Raw genomic sequence first — 14,602 nt, forward strand, 5'->3', positions numbered from 1 at the left:
GCGGCCGGCATTGCGACCTGGGGCTGACTCTCCAGGACCCGCTTCAGGTAATTGTGATTTTTAAGCGGCTTGCCGCCCCTGCCACGCAGGGCCTCGACGGTCTCGGCCATGGCTGCCGCCAGGTGCTCCGGCGCGGCCGGAATTTCCAGAACCTCCCGTGCCAGCCGGAGCGCCCGGTCGAACGCCAGCGCCCGTTTCTGGCTGCGGAATAGGGTCAGGTACTGGAGCAGCTGCGGGCCAATGGCGCCATTCTGGGCCATAAGCACCAGCAGATCCCGGCCCGCCTGATCCTGGATCAGGGCCTCGATGCTGAATTGACCGTGGCACAAGGGGCAGTGGAGGATCATTCGCAGTCGAGCTCTTCGTCGATGGTGATAACGGCGTTGCAGCTGTTAAGCTTTCTCAAATCCACGCAGTTCGCCAGATAGCCACTCTCCGACTCCACCAGAATGTTGTCCAGCCGGCTGATCTCGCCGAGCCGGACCTTCTCCTCGAACATGTCCAGCAATTCACCGACGGTCATTTGTGACCCCCTTGACGATGGTTTGCAGATACTCCGCATAGGCCGCATAGATGTACCACCCCGCCTCGCCGAGCACGGGCCGGAATCCCTCCTCCGGCACGGCGCCGGTACTGTGAGAGCAGGCGAAATGAATCAGCAGGGCCTTAAGCGCGTCCGGCAGGGGTTGCTCCGAATACGTGGCCAGCCATGCCAGGAAGCATTCCTGGCGGGAGCGGTCGAGCCATGCCTTGAGAGCCTCAATGACGTGGTCGACCCGGCCGCGCCGCCGCAACCACTCCAGGTCTTCAACGCCGGTCTGACGCTTGACGAAGCCGCTCAGAGCCTTTTCGGACGGGTTGCGCACGCCCTTCGCCGCACCGGCCCGGCAGAGCTGGTGCAGCTCGATCCAGAGGCCGCGAATCATCCGCGCCTCGGGGTAATCGGCCAGGGGGCGTGACGGCCTGCCAGGAGCCTTTCCTGCGTGCCGGGACTTCCACCCCAACTCCTTGAACCGCTCTAGGACGGCGGCGCGGCCACGCCAGTCGAGATCGGCGGCGGATTCAGTTTTGCCGCGGCTCGCCTCGCGAATGATGTCCCGGTAAATATCCTCGGAGAGGTTCAGTTGGCTCTTCGCGATGTGGATCTTCGCGATCTCGGCGGCACGGAATCTGTCATGCGCGGACGGTTTGCGGGCAGATTTACCCATTGTGCAACTCCTCTTTAACGTCTCTCAAATCAACCGGGTCGGGCCAGGGCGCCGATTCGTGCGGCATGACCTTGCGCTCCTGGTCGACGAATTCAGGGCAGCGACCCGGCCACTTCCTGATCGGCAGCGGGTGATCCGGGTGGCGGCACCAGCTCTTAAGACCCCGCCACCCCATGTACTTGCACTCGCCGCAGTGCATCAGGACTTTGTGCGCCGCGTGACCAGCCGCAGGCGGCCTGCCATGAACAGGTCGATCACGGTGGCCAGATCATCGGCCGGGTCGTGACCATCGCTCCGGGATCCGGTTGCAAATCGCCGGATGACGTCTGCGTTCTCTCCGCTGAAATGGAGAGATATGCCGTCAGCCGGGGCGGCCGGCACTATGGCAGGCGGCGTCAGGCCGGGGCACCCAGCGCAGACGGAGCGCCCCTGGGCACGGTTGTACCGACACTGGGTCATGGAGATTCGAGCGCTCAGGCGCCGGCACTCGCCGTGTTGCAAGAGGCCCCGCTCAAGCTCGGCGGCAGGGGCCGGAGTGCGGTCAGGGGTCGGCAATGCGTCGACGTAGCAGGGTTCTGTGATTGTTCTCATTCTTCATCCCTTCCGGCGGATGGTATTACCCCGCCTGGAAAATCACGCTCAACGGCCGCATGGATCAATGCCGGGAGGCGGGCCATGAATTCGCGATTCCGGCGCAGGATCTCGCGGGCCAAATCCGCCACGTCCCGGGGGATGCCCCGGCGGCCGGCCTTGTAGTCCTGATAGGTGCGACGATTCAGCATCAGAACGCGGCACATATCGCGGGGCGCGAAGAGGAGTTCGGCCTGGATCCGGGTCAGCTCATCCCCGGTCATGTGCGTGCGTTTTTGTTTGCCGCTCTGTTTTTTTGATGTGTTTTGCACGCGGTTTCCCTGGCTGCTCATCAGGCCCGGAGCGCCACCTCCGGACGACAGGGCCGAAGCCCTGTTTCGCATGATCAAGACACAACCTGTCCCTGCTCATCCCTCACCACCCACCCGTACCGCCTGCACGTGCTCATGTGGATGAAGCGACCCGGCGCAAATACGATCATGGGGTCGTCATCCCCGGTGAGCTTGTTCGTGTAGGGGACGAGCTCCGCGTCATACGTGATCAGGCCCTGAAGCGTTACCCCCCTCTTTTCGTCGTAAACCCTTACATTCACTGTAGTTGCCCCCCTTCAATCACTCCTTCCAGATAATGACTCCGACTCCATCCGTATCCAGGTCGACTGCGCCGATCACGTGGAGGCCGTGTGGGCCGGTGTCGAGAAACACCTCCTCACCCCCGTGGCCGGCATCGACCAGTACGGTCAGCTGGTCCCGCAACTCCCGAGCGGTCATGGCGCCTCCTCCAGATCCCGCCCGGTGGCCCAGACATCGAGTTTCCACTGCAGGCGGTCCGGGTTGGGGTCGGCGGGGAGCTTCTGACTCCTCACGGCCCGGCGGGCGCCGTTGTCCCGGATCCAGGCGACGATGTAGTCGCCGCCCAGACCTTTGGTGACACCGATGATCCGGCGGCCGTCGCCAGGGGTGTTGTAGTAGTAGCGCCGGCCGTGGAAGGCTGCGGCCCTGTCGTTTTTGATCTGTTCGTAACTCTCATGGACACCCATCGCCCCCCCCTTTTATGCCGCGATGTTGAGATTAAGCTGGCGGTAGCTGCCGTCCGGCTGCCGCTCGTAGAACCTGACGTACGCCTTTGAGCTGATCACCTGCACGCTCTCGCTGATCGCCTCCATGGCCCTCTGCCACGTTTCGTCCTGGATGTCGATCCGACGAAGCCCAAGGACCCGATTGGTGTTGATGCGGCCGGCTTTGTCGACCTGGAACGCATCGTTGACGATGGTGCGCAGGTTGGCGTCGCTCCCCTCGGACCAGCGTTTCAGACAATCGTCAATGAGGACCTTGGCGGCCTGAAGACGCTCATCAAAGGTGATGAAGTCATCTATGGAGCGGATCATCTTGTAGCGGCCATCGAAGGAATAGAGGGTAACGTTCCCCTTTTTGCCTCCGAGCTGGGCGCCGTATTTCTCGGCGGAGAGCTCGCAGAACGCCTCGATGTCTGCCATGACGGAACCCTTGAATTGGGCCAGTGACTCGGACATGGCCGTGGCTTTTTTCATGTTCTCGAGAACGAGTTCATTCCTGGCGAGATCCACCGGTTTGATCGACCCGATGGGCCACAAGCGCCCCTGCGCGTCTACCATGTACCCTTCCGGAACTGCTTTGTTGTCTGCCATCGTCTGTTGCCCCTTCTCCTTTCAGTTGCGGACCCCTCGGCCCGGTTAACGATATAGCCTCAACGCCCCGCTGTTGCAGAGCCCCACGACGAGCCGGCCGGGGTAGGCGCGCTCACGCATCCAGCGTTTCATCCTGTTGAATTTCCGCCGATTCTCAAGGTGTTTTACGACCCGCTTGAACATCCGTTTCATCATGATTAAACCTCCTCTCGTGATGTTTCACACTGGCGGCAGGCCCGCCACAGTTGTCGCAGCCACGGGTTGGTAGCTACGAGCGGCCGACGTCTGTTCTCGGCACAGCGCCCCAGGGCGATCTCCTCGTGGCAGGCCGGGCACCACACCACCTCTCGGCCGTAGCGCTCGGCGACCCGCTCCAGGAACCCCTCGGCATCGCCCGGGTAATTACCCTTACGGACCCCGCTTACCAGCGAATCCGATACCCCGAACTCGCGGGCGACTGAAGCCGCCCCCCCCTTGCCGCTCTTATCGTTTCGCTCCTGGATTAGTCTCTCCAGCAGCGCCAGTCGGTCAGACTGCGTCATCGGGCACCTCCGACACATTGTTCAATTGGCGCTCCAGTCGGGTTTTCAGCTCATCGGGCACTCGGTGCCAATCCGCATTGTTGCTCGGCCGCATGCGCTCTCTCTCTTTCTCTCTTTCTCTCTCTCTTTGGAGCGGATCACAGGTTTTAGTGGCAAAGGCGCCCTTGCAACACCCGCAAACGACGGGCAAAACCGCTACTCTCCGCCCCTTGACGTACAATCGGTGCCCTCCCCTCTTGCCGACGGATTTCACCACGTATCCGTGGATCTCCAGTTGCCGCAACGCTTTCTTGACGCTGTCAAAGCCAATCCCCTCGATCCCGGCCACCATGTCGGGGATGGTGGCCGATACCGATATATCCAGACATCTCCATATGCATCTGCGCAGGTATTCCGCGCTGTAGCGCTTTCTCTCCATCCCCACTCCGCTCTCCTATCGTCAGTTACCGGCGCCCCTTGGGTCCCGGCCGTTTCGAATCCTTCCCGAACAGTGACTGGTCGTAATACAGGGGGCGCTCTCCCCATTCAGCCAGGGATACGCTGTCCTTACGGTTGGCGCGCGCCCAGCGCTCGACTTTATCGAGCCCGATCTTGGTGCGGCCGATGTTGCCGACCGTTTCGGCGTGGATGTACTCGATGAGATCAGGCATCACCTCTATCTCGCACAGCTCCTGGGCGACCAGGGTGGTGTCCTCCAGATCCAGCCCCTCGAACTCGATCCACTGGCTGATCCGGCGGGCGAACCGGCCGTTCTCCTGGATAGTGCGGGCGATGTTCTCCATGCCGATCAGGATGGTCGGGCAGCTGGTGGAGTCGTAGATATCGCGCAGGATGTCGAGCACGTCGAGGTGCCGCAGGCAGTAGTCGGCCTCGTCAATGAAGATCGGCCTGGGGGCCAGCGCCCGGCCGGTCTCGGCGTCCTCAACCAGGTGCTGGCAGATGTAGCGGTACATATCGTCGCGCCGCTGCATGCGCCGGCCGTTTTTCCCCACGTAACCGAGCGATTCGCAGAGGTCGCCCAGGATGGTGGTGATGGTGCTGCAGGCCGATGCCCGGACAAATACGGCGTCGTATTTGTTCGCCATGAGCATGAGCGCCGTGGTTTTGCCGGTGCCCGGGTGGCCACACAGGATGCCCATTCGCTCAATCCCCTCGGTGTTCAGGAGATCGTCGTTCGCCTGATCGAATTTCCGAACATCTTTGGTCTTTACGGTGTGGTGCCTCATCTGCTATGTTCCTCCTGTTCTTGAATTCCCCGTAAAGGGGTCTGAAAGCCGCCGGTACTCGCGATACCGGCGGCTTTTTTATTTGCTCTCCCGCTCAGGTTGTTCGTCCGGATCGTCGAAGCAGTAGGGGTCGGTCAACAGGAGCCCTATCTTCTTGCGGGTCTCATCCCAATACTCGAAGTCCTTTTTCCACTGGATCTGATACGGCGTGGCGGCGCCGGCTTTGATCCGGTCGAGGATCATGTAATAGACGTCCGTGGGGGTGCTGATGTCGCGGAGTTTCCGGGACTCGTCCAGGCTCACGACCTTCTGCCGCTCCCGCTGGGCCTCTTTTTCCTCGTAGGCGATCACCTCGGGCGGTAGCTCGATGACGGTCGGGGCGGTCTCGATTGCGGGCCGGGCCGCAGCCTGCACCATCTCCAGCTTTTTCTCCAAGTTGGTGCTCTGGCGGGCCTCGCGGTCCATGATCGCCTTTTCCACTACCGGCACCGGACGAGCATGACGGCGGTTGCCCTGCCACTGGGCCACGCAGACCGGCCGTTCATCCTGGTCGAGCACCCAGACCCGGCTGGCGTCGTGGATGTCGTAGGCGGCGATCATGTCGCGGTTGTGCCACTGGCACAACTCGTAGGCGTGATAGACGTTGCCGTGCAGGGTGAACTTCTCGCGCTTTACGGTGATCCGCTCGTGAGGCATAAAGAGATGTTCGAGCATTTCCCCGGCGTACAGAGTTGGCTGCCACCCCTCATTTATCCGCTTGGCCCATGCCTCGAAGGGAGTCATGTAGCGCCGCAGGGCCTTGCCGGTGGGGTCGAGGGGATGCGGCGCGGTAATCCGGGGCAACGCCGAATGGGGCGTGTTGTTGTACTCAATGGCCCACTGGAGCAGAAACTCGGTGAATTCGTCTTTGGACAAAAGCAGTTCTGATGTCCGTGCCACCATCCCCACTCGCCCTTCGCGCCTGGCTGCGGCCAAGTCTCTCTCAAGCCGCGTGTAGATGCGTTTTCGCACGCCCCGATCCATGTCCTTACCGGTATAGGTGGGGAGTTTTTTGGCGGCCCGGATCCAGATGCTCTGGTTGCTCCGCTCGACGGCGCCATGCCCCTGGGGGTTGCCACCCCGCTCGGGCGGAATGAACGTGGTGCCGATCCGGCTGAACAGGCCGAAATACTCGTCGGAGTTAACCCCGGCCATATTGCCCGCACCCCGGTCTGCCTCTAGGATCGCGGGCACGCCGCCCCAGGGCTTCGCTTCGCTCACCGTGCAGGCGTGGCGATAGGCATCGGCGACGGTGCGGGAGCTCTCAGCAAGCCCCCACGACCACCCCACGAGCATCTTGGTGGTCAGGCAGATGACGCCGCAGACCTCGGGGTGGAAGTGGGCGCCGGTGGTGGGGTGGGCCACGTAGGCCTTGAAGCTGTGCCCATCGATCTGGCAGATGGTGAGCGGGTCGTACATGCTCGCGTCGCGCTCGGCGTAGCCCAAGATGCTCTTGTACTCGGCGCCGGTCATCCGCCCCTTCTGCAGATAGGTCTCGGGGATCTTCTCCACGAGCCGTGAAATCTGGTCGTAGGAGGGGCGCGGGATGCCGGGTGGCAGCGTCCGCAGAAGCGTGCGGTGGACTTCGGCCACGGAGTGCTTTTGCGGGGTGCGGTATTCGTCCAGGAAGTACGGCAGCCAGGCCGGAATGCCGGGGATCAGGGCTGCCTTGTCGGGGCGGCCGGCAGGATAATCGCGCACCCATTCGGCGAGCGCTTTGGGTGAGAGTTTTTCCACGTCTTTCGGGGCCAGAGCCGCGGGGGCCTTGCCGTGCTTGTTCCAGGCGCACCACCACTTCATCATGCCGTCGTACGACAGGGAGCGTGCTCTGGCGTCCTTGCCGCTGCGCTTGTTGGCGAGCGGGACCAGCCGGGCCGCCTGTTCCGGCAGGGCGCCGTTCTTTGCCTGGCCCACGATGGTCTGCAGCGCGGCCCTAAGCGTCATCCCCTCGGCAACCGCCCGTTCGATCAAGCGCAAGAAAAATATTCGGGCCTCCATGGTTTCGCGCTGCCACTTTTTCAGCTCTGTGAGGGCCGGCAGGTCCTTGGGCGCGGCCACGGCCACGGCGGTGTCGGGGCGGACCACGGGAGGGGCGGCTGGCGCGGGCTGCTCCGCCAGGACTGCGGCAAGAGCTTTGTCCACACTTTTTGCGGGAAGGTTCTTCCCGGTGCCATTCCTCAGGTATTTCTTGATGGCGGCGACTTCCTGCGCTGACAGCCCGATCCGATCAATGGCGAAGCGATCCACGCCCTTGTCGTTGACGGGGATCCATCCTTGACCATCTCGGCGCTTACGGATGGCTCGATCAGACTTGCCCAGCGCCTGGGCGATCTGGCTAATGGTGGCGTTCAGCTCCATGTCCCCGTCCACTCACCGTCAAGCATCTGGTTGATCTCTCGCACGGTTTCGAAGTAGAGCCTCAGCTCCCCGTCAGCCAGAAGCTCCGACAGCTCACTCTCGCCCGCCACCTCCTCGGCGGCTTCGCGGCAATAGCCGCAGATGGGGGTGACTCCCGCCTCGACGCAGCCGATCAGTGTATCGGCGACGAAATCCAGCCCGCACGAGGAGCAGCGTTGTGTGGCAAGGCAGCGCTCGACGCTGGTCCGGTATCCGGTTATCATGGAAAACTCTCCCTGCTTCATGGCAGCTTCACCCCTTCCGCCTTCTGTGCTATTCTCCGGGCATCTCACCCTGGGAGGTGCCCCATGTTTGCTGAATTCTCCGCAGTAACCTCAGGCATCAAGACCGTTGTTGACCTTGCCATGGCTGTGGTCGGGACCAGCCGCGACGCGGCCGTGGCCGCCAAGACCCTTGAGCTCCACAGTGTGGCCTTCGGCCTCAATCAGCAGCTTCTCGACCTTCAGGCGCGTGTTTCTGCTCTCCAGAACGAAAACAGTGAGCTGAAGCGCGAGACCCAGGAGCTTCGCGACCAGCTGCGTAAAAGGCAGGAGTGGGAGGAGATAAAGAGCCGCTACCAGCTTGCGGACCTTGGGGGCGGGTCCTGTGCATATCTGTATCTGTCGGTAGATGGAGATCAGACGCCGGCACATAAAATCTGCCCCGCGTGCTATGAGGCGGGGCGGCGCGCCATCCTGCAGAAGTCCGGCTATGCCCCGCAGGGGGCGATACTCAAATGCCTTGCCTGTGCTGCCGAGATTATCGATCACGGTGACAAACCTCCCTCTATCGCCCCTATCAGGGTACGCAAGACCTCTAAATGGGACGCCTACTAAAGCAGACCCCGTTATTCCCGGTTGAACAACCATTAACAATGCGCTACTATTCGTTTCTGCATTGTTATGCAGCATACTTATGCTGCATAACGCTCGGGCCAGATGGCCTCTGGCGGCATACCCAGCTTTACGGCAATTGCCCGCTCCATCTTGGGATAACTCATGTCCAGGGCCTTACGGACCGTCTGGCGACTGACCCCCAGCTCCCGGGCGATCTCCGCGAACGATGACTTCCGCAGCTCCAGTTGAGCCTTGATCCACACCCGTCTCTCGACGGGTTTTTTCGGGGGTTTGGTTGCTGTCATGTAACCACCTCTCTTTCACTCTGTCGCGCATGGTGTCTTGTTGGCGCTTCGTGACAACAGATATAAATCACAATTTTTGGTGTGTCAATCACAAAAAATAGTTCCGATTTTTATTTTTGTAAAATCGGAACTGGATAATATTTGTCTTGTTTTTAAGTAGTTGAGATGTTTGCTAAAAACAAAAAACGGAACCGAGTGGTCTGGTAAGTGCAAAAGTTCCGATTTTTGCTTTTAGCCTAATCCGAAAAATCGGAACCTGCTATGGGCTATGGTCAGAGACTAAAATTGGTGAGAGGGTCGATGTTGCAAGAGGAGTTTGCAAAGATCCTTGACGTCCACAAGAATACGGTGGTGAGGTTTGAGTCCGAAAAAGGGAAGCCAAACATAGAGGAACTCAACAAAGTCTTGACCGCCTTCCCCGACATCAACCCCACGTGGCTGCTGACCGGCGAAGGCCCAATGAAGCGGGGAGATACCTCGGGCACCTCTCCACCCCTGGATGAGGAACTGCTGCAGGCGGTGCTGGAGGCGGTGGAGGAGTACCTGGATCAGGTAAAGGGGCGCCTCAAACCCGCCAAGAAGGCCCAGCTGGTGGCGGCACTCTATGACATATTCTGCGGGGAAGAGGAGAAGGCCGTGGACAAGGCCACGGTGATCCGACTAGTAAAACTTGCTGTGTAATGGAGGAATCACGTGTCGGGTAAAGATGAGAAGAAAGCTAAAGTTATTGATTTACTGAAGGAAGTTGAAAAGAGGAAGACCCGAAAAACGACGACGGCAAAGCCAACCCTAAGCATCGTGGGAAACAACAACGTCCAGGCCGGCGGCGACATATATATAAATAAGAGGGAGACAATACGCAACGAGTTCACCCCTGGGCCGGAGCACATTAGCGCTGCTCAGGCCAGGAAGCTGCAGAAGCTGGTGGAAAAGGCCACCGAGATCGAAGAGAAGGCCGGGAAAGATCGTGGCAAGGCGTACGCCAAATGGTGGAGTAAACTGAAGAACCAGTACAACGTCCCGAATTATCAAGCTATACCGGCTCACCTGGGTGAGCATGCCATTGCATGGCTGACCCAGCAGATAGCCATCATGCGCCCGAAACTGCGGCGAAACGACAATACATTATGGCGAAATGAACACTATAAAGCGATCTGGGCCAAGGCCCGATCCCTTGGGATGTCCAAGGGCGAGGTATATGCTCTCGTTCGTGATCGACTCGGTGTTCAGATCATCTCCTTGACGAAACTTGGCGAGCAGAACCTCAAAAAGCTGTACAACATAATTATGTCGATGTAACTCCTCCCACCTCCAACGCAGTGCCAAACCGCGCGCAAAATCTTTACAATTACAAAGGGGAGTGCCAAATCAGCACCTCCCCTCTCCCCACAAGCTCTCACCAACTTTTCCACAAAATTTCACACACTTCCACAAGTCCACCCTGAATATTTACAGTGCCTTACTGATTCCTTCCTAACAGGTTACGCTTGCATGATCACCGAGATCACTCGCCCAGTTGAATCATCTGATCCGTAATCTCGGTAAAGGCCACATCATGGCTGATGAGGAATAGCTGGTCGTACCAGTGCTCGGTAACCTCTTCCCGACCGACGTCGATGGCGCGGAAGGCAGTGGCGAGGTTTTCCCGCCTGGAAGCGTCAAGATTCGACGTTGGCTCGTCGAAGAACGCGATCCGGGCGCCGATGGTCTGAAGCAGCGCCAACCGCAGTGCTACCACGGCGCTCATGGTCTGGCCGCCGGAGAGCTGGTCGTCACTCCGTTCGCGGACAACGCCGTCCGCCATGTCCCGAAGGACGATCTGGTAGTTCTCGCCCCAGACCAGTTCCTCATCGGTCTCGGCAATGGTGCGGTAGATCCGGTCAGCGCGGAGGCTGATTTCCTCCCGGAACCGCTCCGAGAGTTGGGCTGAGACGTTCTTGAAGACCTGGTTGCGGAGGAACTTGACGAGTTTCTCTTTCAGCTCGAAGGAATTCCGTTCGGACTGTTTCCGTGCGATCTCGTCTTTAAGCAGCTTCAGTTTGCCGATTTCATCCTCAAGGCGCTTTTGGTCCTTCTCCAGATTCTCGATCTGCTGGGCCAGCGAGGCGACTTGCGCTACCAGGCGGTCTTTCTGGTCACGGGCATCCTTGTGCCGGTCCGGGTTATAGATTTCCTGAAGCCGGGCAAGTTCTTCTTTCTTCCCGATGAGGTGCTTCTGCAACTCTTCCAGGAGTCGGAGCATCTTTTCCAGGGTCTGGCGCCGGTTATCCAGATCCAGGGCATCCTTTTCGTGGGCATGGTAGGCATCGCGGTCGGCCTGGAACCGGCCCCGCTCCGCAGTTGCATTTTCAATCTCGCGGTCGAGGCCGACAAAAACCTGAAGATCTTCCTTGCGAACTTTTGCCCGGGCGGCCGCTTCGGCCTGTTGCGTTGACAGTGCCAACAACGTCGCGGCGCGCTTCTCATTTCTGGCGCGGCGTTCAGCCAGGGCCGTCGCCTGCTTGTCCAGTTCCCGGCTCCGGACTGCCAGGGCGGCAAGCTGCTTCTCGGCCGCCTCGGCGTCAGCCACCTCTACGGACAGTTTGCCCAAGGCCTCGGTGAGTGCCTGCATCTTCCGGTCAAGCGCGGCAATCCTCGTGGTGAACACGTCTTTCGGCGTGGTTCCGGCCACGTTCCGGCAAGGCTCCTTGAAAAAGGGGCACGACCCTTCGCCGAGCTTCTCCTGCCCCTCCAGAAGTCCGATACGGCGCCCTTCCAAGAGTCCCTTTTCCGAGCGAACGCCATTGACCTCGTCGCGAAGTCCTGACAGTCGGCCAGCCGTGTCCACCACCATCCGGTCCGGCTTGAGTTCGCTCCGGGCCTTGGCAAGGGCGTCCTCTTCCTCATTGAGGCGGCGCCCCTCCCCTTCTATCTCCTTCTGCTCATGTTCGACTGCCTGGGTCAGGCGCTGGGTCTCATTTTCAAGGCGGGCAACGTCCTTCTCGACCTCTCGACGCTGTTTGTCCTTACTCACCAACTCCGCCAGCCGCGACTCGGCCCGTTCGAAAGCCTCCTTGCCTGGACGCGTCTGATCCAGAACCCCGCCGGCCTTCTCCGCCTCCCCTACCCGTTGCCTCTGATCCCTGATCTTGCCCTCGCCATCAGTGATGCGGTTGGCAAGGATCTGGATCTCGGCCTGGAGCGCGGCGATTCCTTTTTCCTGGCCATCGAGCTCGATAAGCTGTTTCTCCACGTCCCGCAGGGCATCCGTTTGTGATGAAAGGACTTTCCGGAGTGCCTCGGCATCGGTCTTTATTTTTGCCAGCTCATCTTCACGCTCGGGCAGGACCACAACCTGGGCTTCTTTCGCCTCGATCTCCACGGCGATAATCTTGATCTTTTCCTGCACAGCGGAGAGGAGCGCGCTGGTGCTCTTGTAGGTCTTACGCCAGGCATCGATGCCGAGGATCTCGTCGAATGCCTCCTGGCGTTTGGTGGGCTGTTTGATGACGAAGGGGCCGAGGAATTCGTTCTGGAACGGGCCGATTACCAGCTTGAACTGCTCCGCCAGGGGCCGGCCGTTATTGAGCCCGAGGAGTTCGGCAATGCGGGCTTCGGTCTCTTCGAGCCGGGCGTGCTCCTCCACCTCGAAGGCTCCACCCTGCGCTTTGGCCAGAAGCCACTTGGTCGGGGTGCCGACGGTGCGGGTCACCCGCCAGGTCTCGTTGGCGTCGGTGCTGAAGGTGACGGCGATCTCTCCCTTCTTGGTACCGATGGAGAGAAACCGGTCCACGTTGGAGACGAAGTCCCGGGCGTCCACCCCGAACAGGGCGTAGCCGATCGCCTCGAACACCGTGCTCTTGCCGACGCCGTTGGGGCCGGAAAGGACGTTGATCCCGGCGGAGAAGGTAAGCTCCGTGTCGCGGTGGGATTTTATGTTCTTCAGATGGATGGAGAGTATCCGCATCAGGCAGGCTCCCGCATCAGAAGACCCAGCAACTCTTCGCCGTCCGTCTCCCCCTTGAGCACCTGGTCGCGGATCGCCAGGGAAAGCCGCACCAGTTCATCCTCCCGCCCCTTGTACTCGCTCTTGGCGGATATCAACTCCCTGAGCACCTCCCGCTCGATCTCGGCGAGGCTCTTCTTCTCGGATTCTGCGCCACCGCCGGCAGTGACCAGGGAGAGGTGGTTCTTGATCTCCACATGGAGAGGGTTGCAGATCTCCTCAAGGGCCAGACGAAGCCGTTCCCGCCCCAGTTCGAAGGGGTGGAAGCCGACCCGGCCGGTGAGCTTGACCTCCAGGAGCGGCTGGCGGTCATCGCTGAACGATGCGATCTTTGCGGCAACCTCGTTGCGGAACCGTGCCAGGGCTGCTTCCGCATCTCCGGCACCATCCAGGTCAATGGTGGTCACCAGCATGGGGCGGGGACTGGTCGGGCGGAACTCGTGGGTGAAGACACCATCCTCCACGGTAACCAGGTAATACCCCTTGTCGTATTTTTCCTCGCCGAAGTTGACGCATTCGGGGGAGCCGGGATTGAAGGCGTAGGGACGGCCTTCGGGGGTGGCGATGATATAGGGTTTATGGCCGTGGCCCAGGGCCACGTAGTCGAAGACATCGGCCAGGGGGATCGCTTCTTCCGGTTTCATGTTGCCGATCTCCACCGGTGAGTAGGTCCAGACCCCCACATGGAAGAGGAGGATGTTGTTCGTGGTGGTGATAGCATCGCAGATGCGTGCTACATGGGCGCCGGCCTGGGTGCCGATGTAGCCAAGGCCGTAGATGTTTAGCCCGTTGACCTCGATGTGGCCACCCATCCCCTGCTCGTAATCGAAGGTATCAAAGCGGTAGCCGCCGGTCTCGGTGCGGCTGGGGCGCAGCAGGTGGATGTACCCCATCTGCGACAGGGCCTCCATCCAGGAGATGCTGTCGCGGCGGTGAATCCAGTCGTGGTTGCCCTCCACGGCAATGCAAGGGATGCGGGCGTCTTTGAGCGGCTGAAGTATCTCGATGGTGCGGGCGAAGGTTCGGGGGAGGATCTGGCCGGTGTGGAACAGGTCGCCGGCGATGAGGACAAAATTGACCCTCTCCGTGATGGCGCCGGACACAATGCTGCCGAGCATGCGGAAGAAGTCTTCGTAGCGTTCAGCCTCGCCGGTGGAGGTGCGGTAGGTTTTGCCGAGGTGGATGTCGGCGGTGTGGAGGAAACGGCATCTTGTCATGCTGCTTGTGTCCTTTTAGCGTCAACATACAGTTAACCGACGGCATTGTTCAAGGGCAAAGTCGGGTTGAGTCTTTCCGGTTCAGAAGCCGCTCCCTTGAACATTGAACCAGACTTCGTTGATCGACTGCCACTCCAGCTTAGGACACGAATCAGGCAGGAGGCGGTAAGGATAGCTCTCGCAGCTTATGGTAAGCTTAAAACGATTCACTCCAGCTTCAGGCCCAGAGCTTCGACTCGTACCCACACCTGAAATTGTTTCAATACAGTTGGGGCCGCTTCAGAAAACGGAAAAAATCGTACGCTAAGCCGACTGCAGCGGCCACAATGGCCTAAACCTGCCTATACCGGTCTTTACACTGCCCATACATAATCACCCGTGAATCTTGTCATCAACACAGTTTTCCCTGGCGTCAGGCCTGGAGACAAGAACGAAGGACGTTACTATAGTCGTGCCTGAAAAAGTCTCAAATCACCCTGAGACAGGTTGATACAGCCGGTTGAATCTCTCAATCAGGGCCGTAATGTCGTCAGTGATGCCTCTGAACCGCTCTTTGAAAAGCCACAAAAGGACAGCTCGGAGGAGCTTCC

The 14,602-nt window shown here is 60.0% G+C and carries 21 protein-coding genes and 1 other RNA gene; 3 read left to right on the plus strand and 19 right to left on the minus strand.

Translation table 11 applies throughout. The features are described from left to right. The 16 genes from AC6CDK_RS15960 to AC6CDK_RS16035 form a co-directional block, all read right to left on the minus strand. The coding region (locus AC6CDK_RS15960; RefSeq protein ID WP_496639912.1) for an HI_1489 N-terminal domain-containing protein at positions 1 to 347 on the minus strand (347 nt) is incomplete at its 3' end. Beyond that, positions 344 to 523 (minus strand): hypothetical protein, encoded by a 180-nt coding sequence (locus tag AC6CDK_RS15965; protein ID WP_192905789.1) that lies wholly within the window; start codon positions 521 to 523, stop codon positions 344 to 346. The genes AC6CDK_RS15960 and AC6CDK_RS15965, both read right to left, overlap by 4 nt. Further along, the gene (locus AC6CDK_RS15970) at positions 510 to 1,208 is read right to left on the minus strand and encodes a gp16 family protein (RefSeq protein ID WP_192905790.1); all 699 of its coding nucleotides are present in this window, start codon (positions 1,206 to 1,208) and stop codon (positions 510 to 512) included. The genes AC6CDK_RS15965 and AC6CDK_RS15970 overlap by 14 nt, the downstream gene beginning before the upstream one ends. Before the next feature lie 198 nt (positions 1,209 to 1,406). Next, positions 1,407 to 1,799 carry a hypothetical protein gene (locus AC6CDK_RS15975; protein ID WP_192905791.1) on the minus strand — a complete coding sequence of 131 codons (393 nt, stop codon included), beginning with the start codon at positions 1,797 to 1,799 and terminating at the stop codon, positions 1,407 to 1,409. After that, on the minus strand, positions 1,796 to 2,131 hold the full coding sequence (locus AC6CDK_RS15980; protein WP_496639913.1) for a hypothetical protein: 336 nt from the start codon (positions 2,129 to 2,131) through the stop codon (positions 1,796 to 1,798). The genes AC6CDK_RS15975 and AC6CDK_RS15980 overlap by 4 nt, the downstream gene beginning before the upstream one ends. Then, an RNA gene (locus tag AC6CDK_RS15985) (hammerhead ribozyme type II) lies at positions 2,118 to 2,182 on the minus strand. Before AC6CDK_RS15985 ends, AC6CDK_RS15980 begins: the two co-directional genes overlap by 14 nt. Before the next feature lie 2 nt (positions 2,183 to 2,184). Further along, positions 2,185 to 2,391 carry a hypothetical protein gene (locus tag AC6CDK_RS15990; RefSeq protein ID WP_192905793.1) on the minus strand — a complete coding sequence of 69 codons (207 nt, stop codon included), beginning with the start codon at positions 2,389 to 2,391 and terminating at the stop codon, positions 2,185 to 2,187. Positions 2,392 to 2,410: 19 nt separating this feature from the next. After that, positions 2,411 to 2,569: a hypothetical protein gene (locus AC6CDK_RS15995; RefSeq protein ID WP_192905794.1), complete on the minus strand. Its 159-nt coding sequence runs from the start codon at positions 2,567 to 2,569 to the stop codon at positions 2,411 to 2,413. Next, a complete protein-coding gene (locus AC6CDK_RS16000) occupies positions 2,566 to 2,838 on the minus strand; it encodes a hypothetical protein (protein ID WP_192905795.1) in 273 nt (90 codons plus the stop codon). Before AC6CDK_RS16000 ends, AC6CDK_RS15995 begins: the two co-directional genes overlap by 4 nt. A 12-nt stretch (positions 2,839 to 2,850) precedes the next feature. After that, complete coding sequence (locus AC6CDK_RS16005; protein WP_264158262.1) at positions 2,851 to 3,432, minus strand: DUF3164 family protein; 582 nt, start codon at positions 3,430 to 3,432, stop codon at positions 2,851 to 2,853. Positions 3,433 to 3,510: 78 nt separating this feature from the next. Further along, on the minus strand, positions 3,511 to 3,660 hold the full coding sequence (locus AC6CDK_RS16010; protein ID WP_192905797.1) for a hypothetical protein: 150 nt from the start codon (positions 3,658 to 3,660) through the stop codon (positions 3,511 to 3,513). 2 nt (positions 3,661 to 3,662) lie between these two features. After that, complete coding sequence (locus AC6CDK_RS16015; protein WP_192905798.1) at positions 3,663 to 4,007, minus strand: XRE family transcriptional regulator; 345 nt, start codon at positions 4,005 to 4,007, stop codon at positions 3,663 to 3,665. Continuing rightward, positions 3,994 to 4,425: a hypothetical protein gene (locus AC6CDK_RS16020; RefSeq protein WP_192905799.1), complete on the minus strand. Its 432-nt coding sequence runs from the start codon at positions 4,423 to 4,425 to the stop codon at positions 3,994 to 3,996. Before AC6CDK_RS16020 ends, AC6CDK_RS16015 begins: the two co-directional genes overlap by 14 nt. A gap of 25 nt (positions 4,426 to 4,450) precedes the next feature. After that, a complete protein-coding gene (locus tag AC6CDK_RS16025) occupies positions 4,451 to 5,233 on the minus strand; it encodes an AAA family ATPase (protein ID WP_192905800.1) in 783 nt (260 codons plus the stop codon). Positions 5,234 to 5,311: 78 nt separating this feature from the next. Next, positions 5,312 to 7,630 carry a Mu transposase C-terminal domain-containing protein gene (locus tag AC6CDK_RS16030; protein WP_192905801.1) on the minus strand — a complete coding sequence of 773 codons (2,319 nt, stop codon included), beginning with the start codon at positions 7,628 to 7,630 and terminating at the stop codon, positions 5,312 to 5,314. Then, positions 7,621 to 7,893: a hypothetical protein gene (locus AC6CDK_RS16035; protein ID WP_192905802.1), complete on the minus strand. Its 273-nt coding sequence runs from the start codon at positions 7,891 to 7,893 to the stop codon at positions 7,621 to 7,623. Before AC6CDK_RS16035 ends, AC6CDK_RS16030 begins: the two co-directional genes overlap by 10 nt. 84 nt (positions 7,894 to 7,977) lie before the next feature. On the opposite strand from AC6CDK_RS16035, the gene AC6CDK_RS16040 reads away from it, so the two are divergent. Continuing rightward, positions 7,978 to 8,505, plus strand: a complete 528-nt coding sequence (locus tag AC6CDK_RS16040) for a hypothetical protein (RefSeq protein WP_192905803.1) — start codon at positions 7,978 to 7,980, stop codon at positions 8,503 to 8,505. A gap of 77 nt (positions 8,506 to 8,582) precedes the next feature. Here AC6CDK_RS16040 and AC6CDK_RS16045 read toward each other — a convergent pair whose 3' ends face one another. After that, a complete protein-coding gene (locus tag AC6CDK_RS16045) occupies positions 8,583 to 8,810 on the minus strand; it encodes a helix-turn-helix domain-containing protein (RefSeq protein WP_192905804.1) in 228 nt (75 codons plus the stop codon). Between the two features lie 300 nt (positions 8,811 to 9,110). Between AC6CDK_RS16045 and AC6CDK_RS16050 the strand changes: the two genes are divergently transcribed. Next, entirely contained in the window at positions 9,111 to 9,491 is a 381-nt protein-coding gene (locus tag AC6CDK_RS16050; RefSeq protein WP_192905805.1) for a helix-turn-helix domain-containing protein, read from the plus strand. 12 nt (positions 9,492 to 9,503) lie between these two features. Next, positions 9,504 to 10,109 carry a hypothetical protein gene (locus tag AC6CDK_RS16055; protein WP_192905806.1) on the plus strand — a complete coding sequence of 202 codons (606 nt, stop codon included), beginning with the start codon at positions 9,504 to 9,506 and terminating at the stop codon, positions 10,107 to 10,109. A gap of 205 nt (positions 10,110 to 10,314) precedes the next feature. On the opposite strand, the gene AC6CDK_RS16060 is transcribed toward AC6CDK_RS16055, so the two are convergent. Both AC6CDK_RS16060 and AC6CDK_RS16065 read right to left on the minus strand, forming a co-directional pair. Continuing rightward, the gene (locus tag AC6CDK_RS16060; RefSeq protein WP_192905807.1) at positions 10,315 to 12,756 is read right to left on the minus strand and encodes an AAA family ATPase; all 2,442 of its coding nucleotides are present in this window, start codon (positions 12,754 to 12,756) and stop codon (positions 10,315 to 10,317) included. Continuing rightward, positions 12,756 to 14,012 carry a metallophosphoesterase family protein gene (locus AC6CDK_RS16065; RefSeq protein WP_039644585.1) on the minus strand — a complete coding sequence of 419 codons (1,257 nt, stop codon included), beginning with the start codon at positions 14,010 to 14,012 and terminating at the stop codon, positions 12,756 to 12,758. The genes AC6CDK_RS16060 and AC6CDK_RS16065 overlap by 1 nt, the downstream gene beginning before the upstream one ends. Between the last annotated feature and the right edge of the window lie 590 nt (positions 14,013 to 14,602).

This window comes from Geobacter sp. PheSNFMC (assembly GCF_059620965.1).

Excerpts from the sequence above, each read along its gene's own strand:
- AC6CDK_RS15965 (WP_192905789.1), bottom strand. The coding sequence starts at position 523 with ATGACCGTCGGTGAATTGCTGGACATGTTCGAGGAGAAGGTCCGGCTC.
- AC6CDK_RS15970 (WP_192905790.1), bottom strand. The coding sequence starts at position 1,208 with ATGGGTAAATCTGCCCGCAAACCGTCCGCGCATGACAGATTCCGTGCC.
- AC6CDK_RS15975 (WP_192905791.1), bottom strand. The coding sequence starts at position 1,799 with ATGAGAACAATCACAGAACCCTGCTACGTCGACGCATTGCCGACCCCT.
- AC6CDK_RS15980 (WP_496639913.1), bottom strand. The coding sequence starts at position 2,131 with ATGAGCAGCCAGGGAAACCGCGTGCAAAACACATCAAAAAAACAGAGC.
- AC6CDK_RS15995 (WP_192905794.1), bottom strand. The coding sequence starts at position 2,569 with ATGACCGCTCGGGAGTTGCGGGACCAGCTGACCGTACTGGTCGATGCC.
- AC6CDK_RS16000 (WP_192905795.1), bottom strand. The coding sequence starts at position 2,838 with ATGGGTGTCCATGAGAGTTACGAACAGATCAAAAACGACAGGGCCGCA.
- AC6CDK_RS16005 (WP_264158262.1), bottom strand. The coding sequence starts at position 3,432 with ATGGTAGACGCGCAGGGGCGCTTGTGGCCCATCGGGTCGATCAAACCG.
- AC6CDK_RS16010 (WP_192905797.1), bottom strand. The coding sequence starts at position 3,660 with ATGATGAAACGGATGTTCAAGCGGGTCGTAAAACACCTTGAGAATCGG.
- AC6CDK_RS16015 (WP_192905798.1), bottom strand. The coding sequence starts at position 4,007 with ATGACGCAGTCTGACCGACTGGCGCTGCTGGAGAGACTAATCCAGGAG.
- AC6CDK_RS16020 (WP_192905799.1), bottom strand. The coding sequence starts at position 4,425 with ATGGAGAGAAAGCGCTACAGCGCGGAATACCTGCGCAGATGCATATGG.
- AC6CDK_RS16025 (WP_192905800.1), bottom strand. The coding sequence starts at position 5,233 with ATGAGGCACCACACCGTAAAGACCAAAGATGTTCGGAAATTCGATCAG.
- AC6CDK_RS16030 (WP_192905801.1), bottom strand. The coding sequence starts at position 7,630 with ATGGAGCTGAACGCCACCATTAGCCAGATCGCCCAGGCGCTGGGCAAG.
- AC6CDK_RS16035 (WP_192905802.1), bottom strand. The coding sequence starts at position 7,893 with ATGATAACCGGATACCGGACCAGCGTCGAGCGCTGCCTTGCCACACAA.
- AC6CDK_RS16040 (WP_192905803.1), top strand. The coding sequence starts at position 7,978 with ATGTTTGCTGAATTCTCCGCAGTAACCTCAGGCATCAAGACCGTTGTT.
- AC6CDK_RS16045 (WP_192905804.1), bottom strand. The coding sequence starts at position 8,810 with ATGACAGCAACCAAACCCCCGAAAAAACCCGTCGAGAGACGGGTGTGG.
- AC6CDK_RS16050 (WP_192905805.1), top strand. The coding sequence starts at position 9,111 with ATGTTGCAAGAGGAGTTTGCAAAGATCCTTGACGTCCACAAGAATACG.
- AC6CDK_RS16060 (WP_192905807.1), bottom strand. The coding sequence starts at position 12,756 with ATGCGGATACTCTCCATCCATCTGAAGAACATAAAATCCCACCGCGAC.
- AC6CDK_RS16065 (WP_039644585.1), bottom strand. The coding sequence starts at position 14,012 with ATGACAAGATGCCGTTTCCTCCACACCGCCGACATCCACCTCGGCAAA.